Origin of the sequence: Halotia branconii CENA392 (genome assembly GCF_029953635.1) — a bacterium.
In the GTDB taxonomy this organism is placed as follows: domain Bacteria; phylum Cyanobacteriota; class Cyanobacteriia; order Cyanobacteriales; family Nostocaceae; genus Halotia; species Halotia branconii.
Genome location: NZ_CP124543.1, coordinates 2,657,572 through 2,672,262, shown reverse-complemented (window position 1 = coordinate 2,672,262; position 14,691 = coordinate 2,657,572). Strand labels below are relative to the sequence as shown.

General features: G+C 39.5%; 12 protein-coding genes. 5 read left to right on the top strand and 7 right to left on the bottom strand.

What is annotated here, in order from left to right; translation table 11 throughout:
- Positions 1-9 precede the first annotated feature (9 nt).
- Positions 10-270: a hypothetical protein gene (locus QI031_RS11660; RefSeq protein WP_281485320.1), complete on the top strand. Its 261-nt coding sequence runs from the start codon at positions 10-12 to the stop codon at positions 268-270.
- Positions 271-334: 64 nt separating this feature from the next.
- Here the strand turns inward: QI031_RS11660 and QI031_RS11655 are convergent, their stop codons facing one another.
- From QI031_RS11655 to QI031_RS11630, 6 genes are all read right to left on the bottom strand, one after another.
- A complete protein-coding gene (locus QI031_RS11655) occupies positions 335-1,945 on the bottom strand; it encodes an iron uptake porin (protein ID WP_281485319.1) in 1,611 nt (536 codons plus the stop codon).
- A 144-nt stretch (positions 1,946-2,089) separates the two neighbouring features.
- The gene (locus QI031_RS11650; RefSeq protein WP_281485318.1) at positions 2,090-2,704 is read right to left on the bottom strand and encodes a Crp/Fnr family transcriptional regulator; all 615 of its coding nucleotides are present in this window, start codon (positions 2,702-2,704) and stop codon (positions 2,090-2,092) included.
- A gap of 1,093 nt (positions 2,705-3,797) precedes the next feature.
- On the bottom strand, positions 3,798-4,466 hold the full coding sequence (phoU, locus tag QI031_RS11645; protein ID WP_281485317.1) for a phosphate signaling complex protein PhoU: 669 nt from the start codon (positions 4,464-4,466) through the stop codon (positions 3,798-3,800).
- Positions 4,467-4,494: 28 nt separating this feature from the next.
- Complete coding sequence (locus QI031_RS11640) at positions 4,495-5,823, bottom strand: sensor histidine kinase (protein WP_281485316.1); 1,329 nt, start codon at positions 5,821-5,823, stop codon at positions 4,495-4,497.
- Between the two features lie 59 nt (positions 5,824-5,882).
- Positions 5,883-6,635 (bottom strand): response regulator transcription factor, encoded by a 753-nt coding sequence (locus QI031_RS11635; protein ID WP_281485998.1) that lies wholly within the window; start codon positions 6,633-6,635, stop codon positions 5,883-5,885.
- 833 nt (positions 6,636-7,468) lie between these two features.
- Complete coding sequence (locus tag QI031_RS11630) at positions 7,469-8,167, bottom strand: YdcF family protein (RefSeq protein ID WP_281485315.1); 699 nt, start codon at positions 8,165-8,167, stop codon at positions 7,469-7,471.
- Between the two features lie 334 nt (positions 8,168-8,501).
- On the opposite strand from QI031_RS11630, the gene ctpB reads away from it, so the two are divergent.
- The 3 genes from ctpB to QI031_RS11615 all read left to right on the top strand — a co-directional run bounded on the left by ctpB (position 8,502) and on the right by QI031_RS11615 (position 11,753).
- Positions 8,502-9,839, top strand: a complete 1,338-nt coding sequence (gene ctpB, locus QI031_RS11625) for a carboxyl-terminal processing protease CtpB (RefSeq protein ID WP_281485314.1) — start codon at positions 8,502-8,504, stop codon at positions 9,837-9,839.
- A 128-nt stretch (positions 9,840-9,967) separates the two neighbouring features.
- Entirely contained in the window at positions 9,968-10,936 is a 969-nt protein-coding gene (locus QI031_RS11620) for a glycosyltransferase family 2 protein (RefSeq protein WP_281485313.1), read from the top strand.
- 121 nt (positions 10,937-11,057) lie between these two features.
- Positions 11,058-11,753: a response regulator transcription factor gene (locus QI031_RS11615; protein WP_281485312.1), complete on the top strand. Its 696-nt coding sequence runs from the start codon at positions 11,058-11,060 to the stop codon at positions 11,751-11,753.
- A gap of 953 nt (positions 11,754-12,706) precedes the next feature.
- On the opposite strand, the gene QI031_RS11610 is transcribed toward QI031_RS11615, so the two are convergent.
- Entirely contained in the window at positions 12,707-12,988 is a 282-nt protein-coding gene (locus tag QI031_RS11610) for an Npun_R1517 family heterocyst differentiation transcriptional regulator (protein WP_281485311.1), read from the bottom strand.
- An 822-nt stretch (positions 12,989-13,810) separates the two neighbouring features.
- Between QI031_RS11610 and ndhM the strand changes: the two genes are divergently transcribed.
- The gene (gene ndhM / locus QI031_RS11605; protein WP_281485310.1) at positions 13,811-14,170 is read left to right on the top strand and encodes an NAD(P)H-quinone oxidoreductase subunit M; all 360 of its coding nucleotides are present in this window, start codon (positions 13,811-13,813) and stop codon (positions 14,168-14,170) included.
- Positions 14,171-14,691: the final 521 nt, after the last annotated feature.

Here is a 14,691-nt window from a genome sequence, read left to right as displayed (position 1 = left end):
TTTAACTACATGGACGCTTTTGCTCCCATCCCACCTAAATGGACAGACGAGGCAATTCATGCTGATGGATTTTACTGTCCTAAATGCCACTCAAGTAGCCTAGCAGCTCTCAAAGTTTGGATCAACCGGCGATCGCCTGTAATGACAGAAGACCATCGTCGTAAATGGCAAGAGTTTTACAAGTGTAACTGTGGTTTTGTTTGGTGGGCATGGAGTAGCGATCGACCTCCAATAGATATCTCTAATCAACAAGATTATAATCCCCTCTAAGATATTCTCCCAAAGCAAAAGCCCGCTTTACGACGGCGGGCTTTTAAAAACTATTAACTCAATTTTAGAAACTGAAGGTAGTACGAATTGTACCTACGTAGATCGTATCGTTAGCGTCGTTGTGTTCAGGGTTGAAGATTACCAATACACCAGGAGTGATAGCAATGTTGTCGCTAAAGCGCATTTTGTAAAGAGCTTCTAAATGATAAGAGGTATCAGGATCTTCTCCACCTGCGACCTCGCTTTCGGTAATTCTTGGCGACTGACCAAAAATAAAACCAAGTAAGTTCCCTTCTCTACCAAAGTCTTTCAATCCGAGTGTAGTAGCCCAGTAGAAAGCATCTGCATTTTTTCCTTTGTTAGGGCCAGATTCAGCAGTAGCGACACTATAACCAGCCCAACCACCAACGGTCAGTTTTGAACTTGGTTGAAAGGTGGCCTGTACACCATAGTTGTTGGATGTGGAGGCGAAATTACCAAATGGTCTGTTTGCCAAAGCACTGCCTGTGCTACCAAAAAGGTTTACACCAGTGCCACTGTTTTGATAATTGTAGGCATAAGTCAGACCCACGTTCAAAGCTTTACTGGGTTTAAAAGCTATTTGACCCAATGCAGTACTACTACCATCGGAAATACCGCTACCATCAACAGGATTATTAGGATTGCTGGCTAGATAAGCCCCACTTAAAGTAATAGCACCTGTGGGATTTAATTCTACTGTTACACCAGCACCACCGGAATTGGTGCGATAAATGGGACTGAAACGTCCGTAACGGGAGAGCGCACCTGAACCACTACTTTTAAAGTCGGGGTTAAAGACGTTGATGTTTTCGTAAAGTTCAGCACCAGTAGCATCAACTTTAACGCGTGCTGGGCCGAGGTTGAAAGCATAATTAACTTTATCGATTCCAACACTGTTACCAGTATCGCCATCAAAACCCAACCGAGTCATGCTAGTTCCTGTGACGTTGGGTCTTGAACTACTTCCACCATCAAATTGAGTGATGTTACCAGCATTTAAACGTACTTGCAAGTTGTCTTGACCTGTAAAGCTGCTTTCCAAGCTCAGACGAACCCGATCAGCGAAAATGATATTATCTTGTAAATCGCCACCACCTACTCTTTCATCCCCAAAAGCACCAGCTACAGCAAAAATAGCTTCGCCCTTTAACTTGGTGGTAGTAGAGAACTGATTAGCTTCTAGTTCAGAGGTACGGGCTTCTAGGGCATCAACACGACCACGCAAGGTCGCTAATTCAGCAGAAAATTCTTCTTGCAAGCGCTGTAAAGTTGCTAGGTCTTGCTTAGTTACTAAGTCGGTTGTAGCTGTAGCAATCAGTTCATTCACCCGGTCTAAACAAGCATTCAAACCAGCAGCAAATTCATAACGTGTCATAGCCCGATTACCACGGTAAGTACCGTTGGGATAACCAGCGATACAGCCATAACGTTCAACCAGTGATTGTAAAGCTTGAAATGCCCAATCTGTAGGCTGTACATCCGAAAATTGAGACACGGATGTTACTTGACCAATATCGTTAGACTCTTGGGATAATTGGGCAACAGTTGTTACCTGTTCATTTACTTCTGCTGCCAAAGCGCTGTTAGCAGCAATAAGTGTAGCGGCGACAACAACTGGACTGACCTTTAGAACATTCCAGAATGATTTTGTCATAATCTTAAAAATTTTTACTCACACCAACTAATTCCAGTCATGGTAAAATACCTAACCATTTAAGTATTAAGGGAATTTACACATGAACCTCATGAATGAGTATACAGAATCCTTGTTAATTAACACAAGTCAATTACAAATTTTTTAAACTATATTTTTGGTTAATTTATTTGCTAAAGGTAGAATAATCCGACGCTTGTAGCGTAATAGCATTCCTTGTTCTTCAAATTGTTGTAAAAGCCGCGTTACTGTGACTCTAGTTGTGTTTAATACTTCTGATATTTCCTGATGAGTAACATTTAGATCAATAAGCTTGCCTTGTTCTACATTACGCCCAAATTTTTCACTTAACCATACTAAAAACTGCCATAAGCGTAGCGAAATTGGTTTACGATGCACTATGCTTAACAGTTCTTCGGAGTGTTGAATATGGGACAATAAAGCATTAATATCCAAATGCCAGATACGAGGTGGCAGAATGCTCGTTTCTACACTCGTTAAACATTCAATGTGGTAGGGTTGGACGTTGGACAGGGCATAGCCAATCAGATCTCCTGGACCCCAATATCCCAGAGTAATAAATGCTCCATCTTCACTCCAAGTTACAGTACGAACTGCTCCCCGTTCGATGCGCCAGAGTATATCGTTGCGTGGTGGAATTACTTCCCTGCGACTAAATAACTGTTGTGGTAACTGTCCATTTAGTGGAGGGTTATTTGATGCACTAGAAGAGTTGGGATTAAGGCTTGTAAAAGACATTATGGAAAGGTTTGATAGAGTTTTATTTATGGGATTAATTAAAGGTATTGTGATAGTTTCAATAGAACAAATTATGATCTATGATAAGATAATTAAATTTAGACTAAGACTATAAATAATAAATAATTTATTCACAACTATACTAAAAAATGGTTTTGTCTGATTTGATGATTACTCAATTGAGTAATTCAGCTTTTTTGATATTTATTGGGATGATTAACAAACAATTGATATTAGAAAAATCTCATATTTTGTTTAGACAAATACATAAGTAATTCTTACGACAAATTTATCTATTTTTTAGATTCATTTTATGTCTACCTCATTGTTTTATTAAGTCATATTTAATACTTTCATTTTTAATTTATTTAGCAAAAATACTGATACTAGTTTTTCCAAAAACTTCACAATCTTAATTAACTTACCACTTTTAGTAGATGCTAATTTCTACAACATTTTTGAACTTTGCCTGAGACTACCTTTTATGATCTCTCAAGTTGATTCACTTTTAAGATTTTTTAGATGTTGCTCCCCTTAACTGGACACTCGAACTTGTCGATGCGATCGCAGCCAAAAAAGTGTGATACATCAGCTAGTCAAAAAGTAATTTTTAGTTGATCTTGGGTTAATTTAATCCTGCAAGTTTAAGAAAAGGTAAGCTTTTAGTGAAATGTATGTTAGTTAACTAATTTTTATTTAACTAAGTAAATCGGTGCAATAAAACCAAACTATGTGACAAAAAGTAAATAAGGCTCAAACTCTTTCTCCCCCTGCCCTTGGTCACTGAGTTTCGACACTTCGACAGGCTCAGTGCGGCGCTGCGCGGCAGTTGAGCGTAGCCGAAACTCAACTACCGCGAAGCCGAAGTGCTGCCCCCTGCCTGATTCCAACAATAATTATTTACGCCGACCTAGTTATAGGACTCATATTTGATTTGGTGAAAAAACTCAGTACACTCCTAAATCCGTTTTTTCCTGTTCCCCCCTACGCAAATATGTTCATTAATCAAATCGGATGGCTATAGTATTGTCAGTAATCACTCAGATCCCCAACTTCAAAAAAAAGTCGGGGATCTTGTTATTCAATGTGTACTTCACGAACGTTGACCTGTAACGATGTATGCTACTCTTTGGCCAATATTGGTAGCGTGATCTGCCATACGTTCTAAACAACGAATCGCCAGAGCTAACAACAAAATTGGCTCGACTACACCTGGGACATCCCGTTGCTGGGCTAAAGTCTGATAAACATTTTTATAAGCATTGTCTACAGTGTCATCAAGGTGTTTTAAACCTCGTCCACCGACTTCATCCAAATCAGCCAAAGCTACTAAGCTAGTTGCTAGCATTGCTTGTGCATGGTGAGACATGACTGCAATATCTGGTAAAGAAGTATGAGGCGGATAAGGAAAAATTTTAATGGCAATTTCAGCTAAATCTTTTGCATAATCACCAATGCGTTCTAAGTCTCGCACTAGTTGCATAAAAGCACTCAAGCAGCGTAAATCTCTCGCTGTTGGTGCTTGTAGCGTCATGATTGCCGTACAGTCTGATTCTATTTGTCTATAAAAGCGATCAATTTTTTTATCTAATCTGGGAAGTTCCTCAGCTGCTGCTAAGTCACGAGTAAATAACGCTTGGTGACTGAGGCGAAATGATTGTTCTACCAAGGCTCCCATACGTAACACGTCACGTTCTAAGCGTCTTAGAGCGCGTGCCAACTGGGGATTTTTAGGACTGGGACTATAAAGAGCAGCTTTCACACTTGTAATCTCAAACGTGAAGATATTTTTAACTATAGTCTTGGCGTTGTGAGTTTGCCACAACTTCAGGAAATTGAAGTTGTATCCATGCGCCACCAGTTTCTGGATGATTCATCGCTTTGATAGAACCACCATGTGCAAGCAGAATTTGCCGGACGATCGCTAAACCCAAACCATTACCAACAATCGATTTTACTGAATTACCTTCTGTTAACGGGGAATGAGTGCGTGCTTTATCTCCCCGGTAAAATCGCTCAAAAATGTGGGGCAAATCTGCCTCAGAAAAGCCGACTCCTGAATCAATAAGATTTATTTCCAAGATTGAGGAAACAGAATCATCTGTATAATTATCCTTTTCTGATAAAATTTCCGCTTGGACAAAAATATTACTAGAAGGATGACTGTATTTGATACTGTTATCTAGCAAGTTCAAAAAAACCTGATAAATGCGAGCTTGATCTGCCTTAATCCAAATATTTTCTGGCCCAAAATAGCTAAAAGATAGCTTCTGACGCTGTGCTAATGGTTCTAAAGTTTCCCACACAGACATAATCAGCGATCGCATTTCTACTGGTTTGGTTCGTAACTGAATGTCTGGGGTTGCTTCCATTTGGGTAAGTTCTAACCAGTTTTGCACCAAATTAATCAGCCGATCAACTTCTTGCGTTAATCGATCAATCCAGCGATTTAAAGGAGGTTCCAAACGGTTTTGTAAAGTTTCTACAACCAGACTAATCGAAGTCAGTGGCGTTCTTAGTTCGTGAGCCAGATCAGAAAAAGACCGATCTCGCGCCTGATTCATATCCACTAGAGGTTGGCGATTTTCTAGAAAAACTCCTACTTGACCATCTGGCAATGGTAAACTGGAAGCCCGCAAAGTTAAAGATTTGATTTTTGGCATTTCTACCGCATTATCACAAGGAGGGTGGAATACCCACTCTGTTGTCTGTGGTTTTTGGCGATCGCGAGTTTGTTCAATTAAATGGTCAAGTTCATACGATCGCACCAACTCTAGTAATAAGCGTACCTGTCCTAGTTGCCATCTTTGCAAATACAAAATTTCCCGCGCTTGCCGATTGCACCACAGCAGTTGGTTTTCTTCATCTACCAGCAAATATGCCAATGGTGCAAAATCTAGAAGGTCTTGGTAAGTTTGCAGTGATTGCTGCAACTCTTGGCGCTGTTGCTTCAATCTTGCTATTGCCTTTTGCAAATTAGGGAGCAATGGCAACAGCACTTGAGAACGGGAGGTTAATGGTTGGATTTCCCGCGCCAAGTAACGTTTCAGCTGAATTTGTTGCCAAATGCACAACCCAACGCCTACCGCCAAACCTAGAAAAAATCCCAATAAGAGCATTTAAGTTTGAGTTGTTAGTTACGTTATGTTTTATAAAAACTAACAACTATCTCCACAAATTACCCAAACCGATAGCCAAATCCTCTTACAGTCACAATGTATTCTGGATGGCTAGGATCTTCCTCTAATTTTTCACGCAACCATCGAATGTGTACATCTACAGTTTTACTATCCCCAACGAAATCCGGCCCCCAAACTTGATCGAGCAATTGCTCCCGTGACCATACGCGGCGAGCATAACTCATAAATAGTTCTAGCAGACGAAATTCTTTAGGAGAAAGATTCACCTCTTGCCCACGAACCGACACACGGCACTCTTGAGGATTCAAAGTTACTTCTTTATATTTTAAGACTGGTAGTTGTGGCATGGTGCTTAAGCGTTGACGACGCAGTAACGCCCGACAACGAGCCACTAATTCCCGCATACTAAAGGGTTTGGTCAGATAGTCATCTGCTCCTACTTCTAGCCCTAAAACCCGATCAGTCTCACTACCCTTGGCACTGAGCATTAAAATTGGTACGGGGTTTCCTTGATGACGTAGTAAACGACAAATATCCAACCCATTGATTTGCGGCAGCATCAAATCAAGAATAATCAAATCAAAGGGAAATTCTCCTGAGGTGGGTTCAAAACTTTTCAGATACTCGACAGCAGAACGCCCGTCAGGGGCAGTAATTACCCCATATCCTTCTTCTTCTAATGCTACAACTAGCATTTCTTGAATTAATTCTTCATCTTCTACTACTAAAATGCGGCTCATTTGCCCGATGTCAGACCCGGCAGAGTATTTGGTCGATTCACTGGTATAAATTGATATCACAAAAGTCTAACCCTGTGTTTGTATCAATATCATGATTGAATCAATTATCTAACTTCAGTGCATCTACGCGATCACTGTAATGAATTCTTTTAGATTTTCTTTATAAAGAGTAGCATACATAACACATAGCATTTCTAATTTAGAAAACACTTTAGTTGCAATATGTAAAGAAGATTTTTAGTTATTTTGCCGCTTCTATTGCTAAATAGCTTAGATTCTTGATTGAATCAGATAAAATTGGGAATATTTTGGTACGTAAGTATTGTATAACATAAAACAGAAACTTTCTTATCAAGACAGGTAAGATTCATGCTCTTTCATTTCTCTGACCAGAGAATTAATATAGTAGCAATTTTTCCAAGTAATATTACGTAAGAAGATACTATATTTATTGAAGTTAGCACGTTCTCTAATCCTAGCTCTGGCATTAGATTTTAGTCACATGGGCGAATATATCTGCGCCATTGATTGGGCAAACAAATCAGCTTAAAAAACGACAGCAAGCACTACATTAGTTATTTATTAGTTATTTAAGATACCCATTCTAGTTATTGGTCTGTTCTGCTTGGTTTGCCGTTATTTAGAGGTTTTTTTCTGCTTTTGTTTGTTTGATTTATTTGTTTTTTAGATGGTTGGTTAGAATTTGGTTGTTGGCTAGACATAAGATTTCAGCTAATCTGTGAATTTAGGTATAACTTTGTATACAACAAGGATATTGGGTTTTCCTGAAGAAGTTACAAAAATTACGTAAAAAAATAGAAGGGAGACGCTACGCGCTAAGCGCCTCTATTGCTGCGATGGTTTACCTGTAAGTATTTCCAGACTTATCTTTCCACGTTCCCTTGGTGTTCACATTTAAAACCTCGACTTTGCCAAGCTTGTATATCTACATCAGCCAATTTAGTCACCTGTGAGCATTGCGGTTGAATTATTTGACTCAAAATTGCCCAAAAAAAACTGCGCGTTAAATCGAGTCCAGTTTTCAGCCGAGACTCACGATTTCCAGGAATACCAAACTCCTCAACAATGTCTGTCTCCACCCAAATGCCATGAGCGCCCAATAGAATTTGTGCCATCCATTTAGCTCTGGGTAAATGACTTGGTGAAGTAATCAACGTGACTTTATGCACTCCCCAACGTCGCAGAATTGGAATACCATAATAAAAATTTTCAAAAGTAGAACTTGCACAATTTTCTAACCAAACATTTTGTAACTTTGCCGCTTCTCGCTGAAAAATCATCCATATACAAGGGTCTGGGGAGCCATGAGAAATTAAAGTTGGGGTCTGCGGATATTGTGTTAGTTTGTGAGCAACGTAGATCTCTCGGCGAATACTACCACCTAATACAAAAAATCCATCTACTGGCTTGGAAGAAGCGAAAACTAGGGTTATAGTGATGCAAATCATCCAAATGACAAAGATTAGACATAAACCAAAAGCTAATTTTTGTAACAATTGCCACGTTTTACGGAATTTCCTATACCCAAAAATCGATGAAGTTTTAGTAAATTTATGTCTCATGACATTGGTAATCAAAGCTTGGTTAAATCATGACAAAAAGACCTGCTATTAAGTCGGCAAAATGCTATCTTATAAAAATAATATAGGGTGTAAAGATGACACTGGCAAAAGTGTCATATTATCGTCACAGTAAGTTAATAGTGTCGTATTAGACTGCCAAAAATCCGGCAAGTGTGGTAATTATTTCTCATAAAATCCTGCAAAATTTTAAGGATAATTCTAAGGGGAAAGTGATGAATATAGCATAGTTGAAATTTGAGTATAAAAACTTAAAAATTTCTCAAAAGCCTGATTGCTAGACTGTCAACAATACAATTTAATCCAACTGATATACATGAACCAATCTGCGAAACGTTACTCGCCTCTCCAAGTAGCCTTGATTGGTGGAGCGATCGCCACGACCGCCACCATGTCTGTATTTGGCTCTGCTTGGACTCGCAGCGTCCGGGCTGCCCTACAAGATAGCCCCAAAACCCTAGTTGACCAAGTATGGCAAGTGGTAAATCGTGAATATGTTGATGGCAGTTTTAATCAACAAGATTGGCAAGCAACTAGGCAAAGCTTATTAAGCAAGAACTATTCTTCTAATGAAGAAGCTTATGTAGCCATTCGCGAAGCTTTACAAAAATTGGGTGATCCTTACACACGGTTTATGGATCCCAAACAGTATGAAGCCTTAACCAACCAAACATCTGGGGAAGTCTCTGGGATTGGCATCCGCATGGAAGTAAACGAAAAAACCAAGCGGCTGACTGTCGTAGAACCTATAGAAAACTCCCCAGCGCTCAAAGGTGGAGTCAAAGCAGGTGATGAAATTTTAGCAATTGATGGTAAATCCACTCTTAATATGAAAGTGGATGATGCCTCCAAGCTAATTCGTGGTAAAGCAGGTACTCCCATTACATTACGTCTAGGACGCATGGGACAGAATGCTTTTAATGTGAAGCTGACACGGGCAACAATTGAAATACCAACAGTCAGTTATAACCTTAAGCAAGAAGGAAATCGACGGGTTGGTTATATTCGTTTGCGCGAGTTTAGTGCCCATGCTTCCGATCAAATGCGCCGAGCCATCCGCGATTTAAACGGCAGAAGAGTCGATGCTTTTGTGTTAGATTTACGCGGTAATCCTGGCGGTTTATTGCAGTCCAGCATTGAAATTGCCCGGATGTGGATCGACGATGGCGGAATTGTCCGCACAGTTGACCGTCGAGGAGGCACTGAGGATAGTAAAGCCAATCGCACTGCCTTGACAAAACTTCCCTTAGCGGTATTGGTTGATGGTAATTCAGCAAGTGCTAGTGAGATTTTGACAGGGGCTCTCAAGGATAATAAGCGGGCTGTAGTCATTGGTGGTCAAACCTTTGGCAAAGCATTAGTACAGTCAGTTCACGAACTGTCAGATGGTTCTGGTTTGGCTGTCACCATTGCCCATTACTATACTCCCAAGGGAACAGATATTAACCATAAAGGAATTACCCCAGATATCAAACTAGATTTGACAGAAGCCCAAGAGCGTCAATTGGCGACCAACCCAAGTTTACTTGGTACTAAAAATGATCCGCAATATGCCCGCGCGATCGCAGTTTTATCTGGTAATAACTTTGCCCAGTCTCCAATCATACTACCCACTCAACCCATGAGCGCTCGCGCCAACGACTTGAAATTTTAACTATATCAGCATTCCCAAATCTAGATTTAAACAAGTATAAAAGATGTAGATGCTGCAAAATGTAGCTTTCCGTAGGGTAAGGATAAAATTTTATCCTTCATCCTGCACACTTCATCCTGCATACTTCTATGAGTCATCAGCTAGTCGATACAACCACCGCCAACAGCTTCTTGCCAATGGTTTCGGTGGTTGTTCCTATTTATAATGGTGAAACAGATTTACCAGAGTTAATTAATTGTTTTTTGTCTCAAACTTACCCCAAAGACCGGGTAGAGTACTTACTTGTAGACAATAATAGTAGCGATCGCACTCTTAACTACCTGAAAATATCTGCCGAAAATAGCTCAATTACAATTCGCTCTTTCAGCGAAAACCAAATTCAAAGCTCTTATGCTGCTCGTAATACTGGTATTCGCGCTGCTATTGGCGAAATTATTGCTTTTACCGATGCCGATTGCCGTCCGCAATCACAATGGTTGAAATCATTAATTCAGCCTTTTGTCAAGCCAGATGTGGTTATTGTTGTAGGTGAAATTGTCGCCTTACCGGGTAACACTCTTTTAGAACAACACGCCAATAGCCAAGAAACTTTATCACAAAAGCACACTCTTGGCCATTCCTTTTGTCCCTATGGCCAAACTGCTAATTTAGCCATTCGACGCATTGCTTTAGAAAAAGTGGGTTTATTTCGTCCCTATCTCACCACTGGCGGCGATGCAGATATCTGTTGGCGGATTTTACAAGAAAATGTTGGGCGTTGGGAATTTTCTCCAGAAGCGATCGTACAGCACCGTCACCGTACCACATTCAAAGAGCTAAAAAGTCAATGGCAGCGTTATGGACGCTCAAATCGCTATTTACACGAGTTGCACGGCGTAAAATTGATGCGAGAAATTACCCTAAAGGAATGCGGCTATCGCTTGGGACGTTGGTTATTGAAGGAAGTACCTAAAGATAGCGTGAAGGCGATCGCAGGTAAAGCCACCCTTGTAGACATCTTAAATACTCCTATTGGGCTGTTTACTGCCAGAGCGCGTTATTCTGGGCAACAAGAGGCTAAACTACCAGAAAATGCCAAGATGATTGAGTGGCTATAACAATATTAAAAATTTAGTGGAAGCCATAACACGAAATAATTACTAATTCGTAATTCGTAATTCGTAATTATTTGGTCAACTTTCGCTAAATTGGAAAAAGGTAAACTCAAGGAAACTTTCAATGTCAGCACAATTGTTACTGGTAGATGATGAACCAGGATTGCGGGAAGCCGTGAAAGATTATTTACAAGAAAGCGGTTTCAGCGTTCAAGTTGCCAGTAACGCCCGTGAAGGTTGGGATTTGATGCAGCAAAATACACCCGACTTAGTGATTTCTGATATTATGATGCCTCAGGTAGATGGCTATCAGTTCCTGAAGCAACTACGAGAAGATCCTCGTTTCCAATCACTTCCAGTAGTGTTTTTAACAGCTAAAGGCATGACAGGCGATCGCATCCAAGGTTATCAGGCTGGTGTTGATGCTTATCTACCCAAACCCTTCGATCCAGATGAGTTAGTAGCAATAGTAGAAAATTTACTAACTCGCCGCACAGCCAAGCCTCAAGCTACGGGTGAAGAAGGCGAAACTCTTGATATTGCGGAACTAGCTAATCAAATTGCCCAAATTAAAACTTTATTAACCCAAAGAAGTGCGATCGCTCAATCTCCAACTCCTTTCAAAATTGACTTGACTCCTAGAGAACAAAGCGTTTTAAACTTAGTTGCTGAAGGGTTGATGAATAAAGAAATTGCTCGTCGTTTGGAAACCAGCGTTCGTAATGTAGAAAAATACGTTAGTCGTTTATTTAGTAAAACCGGCACAAATAGCCGTACCGAGTTAGTTCGTTTTGCTTTAGAACACGGTCTTGCTAAATAGTGGGACTAAAGTAGTATAGCCGTAGCCACATAGGTTAGGACATTTTAAAAGTATGAATGCTCTTGATGGCAGTAGTTTTACCTTCTGCCTCCTGCTATATATTCCATACTTACAAAATCACTATAAATACTCACTCATACACAGGCAGGACTTACGCAAAATTATCTAAAAACTAACTACAAAGACATAGCGAAAAGTTGTCAGGAGGAGCTACTGCGTTGGACGGGTTCCCAAGGCACTCCGTCCTTGCGGTTTCCCGACTTGTAGGAAGTGCCACCGACTTGTAACGCTAAAGCGGAACCCGAAGGGTAGCAAGTGGCGTTGATTTCCCTTTGTAACAAACTTTTCAAGACATAAGGACACATAGACACGAAGTGGCTTCCCGTACCCCTACGGTGAAGCAAGCTACGCCTAGCGTCTCCGTAAGGAGAAGGGTAGTTAAAAAGGTTTCAGAGAATGATTGCGTAAGTCCTATAGGAGTAGGAAGTGGAAAAAAGCTTTTAGTTTTCCTAAATTTTCTTATACCTAGTAAAGTTATTTTTTTGCTACACTCGCAGCTAATAATTATCCCAATCGAAGTAAAACCCTGGTTAGACAATTGCACTTAAAGATTAATCTTTAAAGACCATAACCTACTCTGAAAGCAAGGTCATACTTAAATTAATACGCACCCAAGGATGCCCTTTGTATTTAAGGGCTAATATCCCTTGTAGATGCTTTCTGCGGCTTCTAAAAGAACAGTGTAACCGAACAGCTTGTAGCCTCAAAGTTAGATATCCAGCCAAACCTACGGTTAGAACAAATGAGCTATAGCGGTTTTCTTATGGATAAAATACACCACTCTAGCCCCTAGCCCCTAGTTCCTAACCCCTTTTCCTTACTGGAGTGTATTGTATACAACCAAGGAACGCCATAAATGAAAAAACTCACAGTTCAAATTAAATTGTCAGCAACTATTGGCTGTTATCAATAGCATTGCGTAAACGCATCATTTGGCGACGCATTTGGGGTGAAGCTTTAAACTCAGAGACTTCTTGAGCTTTGACAGAGGCTTGCAGCGTCTCTAAAAAGTCATCAGACCCTTCAGTTAAAGCGTCTAATAGCACTTGCAAGAGTTGCTCGCGATCGCCCAATAAGCTTTTTTCTTCAATCAACCGAAATTTGAGATGTATTTCGCACTCATAAACACCTACTTCGATATTATTTATTTGGCGTGGTAATGCTTTCGAGTTCATAGTCTTGAGGATTCCTGTGGTTTAGTGGTCATGGAGTGAGGAAATTATATCCTCAACAAAATTCAAAATTATTTATATTTTTTTTGAATCCACGTCTTGAAGTTAAGAATCTTTCTTCAATCCATAGAGTTGGTATTGCATTTCATTCTCCTGTGACTTTTTCTAGCTAGACTCTACACCATCTAAATCGCAATCTTCCACTACCCGATATGGTTTAGGCAAGCCATAACTATTATTCAGTTTTTAAGATTCCATACAATAAAGTTTCTGTAAGAACTTGTTGCTGCTTTTTAAAGCTTTTTACATCAACTTTATCTTCAAGTCAAGAATAGTTTGAGATTTTACTGAAATTTTGGTGTTTACACGTAAGTAAAAACTCTGTTGTTTTTCGATTTTATTAAAGCCAGAGGTAGCTGTAACATAATTACGTAAAATTACTGGATGTACGTTTTTTTCATCATAAAATTCAGGATATTTTGATAAACAAAATTATCAAAAGTAAAATTTTGCTTTTTCAGGACAATATCCACCTGAAGTCAACATCTTCCGGCAGAATATCTTACTCTAGCGCCTTTTAGGCTTGAGGACTATAAAAAACTGGATAAGTTCTGCTAGAGCAAAATAATTTGACCATTATCGGAAATTTGTGATTATTCCAAAAATGGTAATAATTTACCCCATCATTGTTATGCCAAAAAGCTACGGCTGTAACTCTTTACATAATTAAGTTGTAATCAAACCATAAGATATAGAGAGCATTTAAGCCCAGGCATAGCGTTTACAATGATTTCAGTGTAATCAACTCGAACCTTACACCTTTCTATGGACAACCCAATGCTGCTCAAGTCCACAACCCGGCACATTCGCATTTTTGCGGCAGAAATTGACCGGGATGGCGAATTGATTCCTAGTAATCAGGTCTTAACGTTGGATGTTGACCCAGACAACGAATTCAACTGGAATGAAGATGCCCTACAAAAGATTTATCACAAGTTTGATGAATTGGTAGAAGCATCTAGTGGCGAAGACCTAACAGACTATAACTTACGCCGCGTTGGGTCAGACTTGGAGCATTATTTGCGATCGCTCCTACAAAAAGGCGAAATCAGCTACAATCTATCTGCTCGTGTCACCAACTACAGCATGGGACTTCCCCAAGTTGCAGTTGACGAGAATAAGTAGATTTAAAACTGACAAGTTAGGGGTGATAGTTTTATCACTCCTAACTTTTTAATGGTTTACCACAAGAATTTTGTTGATTTCCTAGTAAGCAGTTTTAACCCTTAAAGTAGTTCTTCAATATGGCTATAGTCTCTCACTATCAAGCTTTCATTACAAAGTTAGCCAGAATAGAATATGGGATATGTATTCGCCTAATAAATACTTTTTTGGCTTGAAAAACTTCAATTATTTTAAATAAATACTTACTGCAATTAGAAAAAATGATACGTATTTTTATGATTTAAACAGTGAGTATACTTATAATCTTAGAGACAAATTATGTGGCTTTTGTTTATTTTAAGGACAGCATCATGAAGTGAAAAAATTTTCCATTTGTCAACATAGCAAATACTGAATCAAATCAGCAATTGATGCCCCGGATTTAACATAATGTAAAATCTAGATTGACTGACCCCTCAGCGTTCTTAATTCTTAATCAAATTTAATTAATGCTGGATAAATAATAAACTAAAGAAATATTG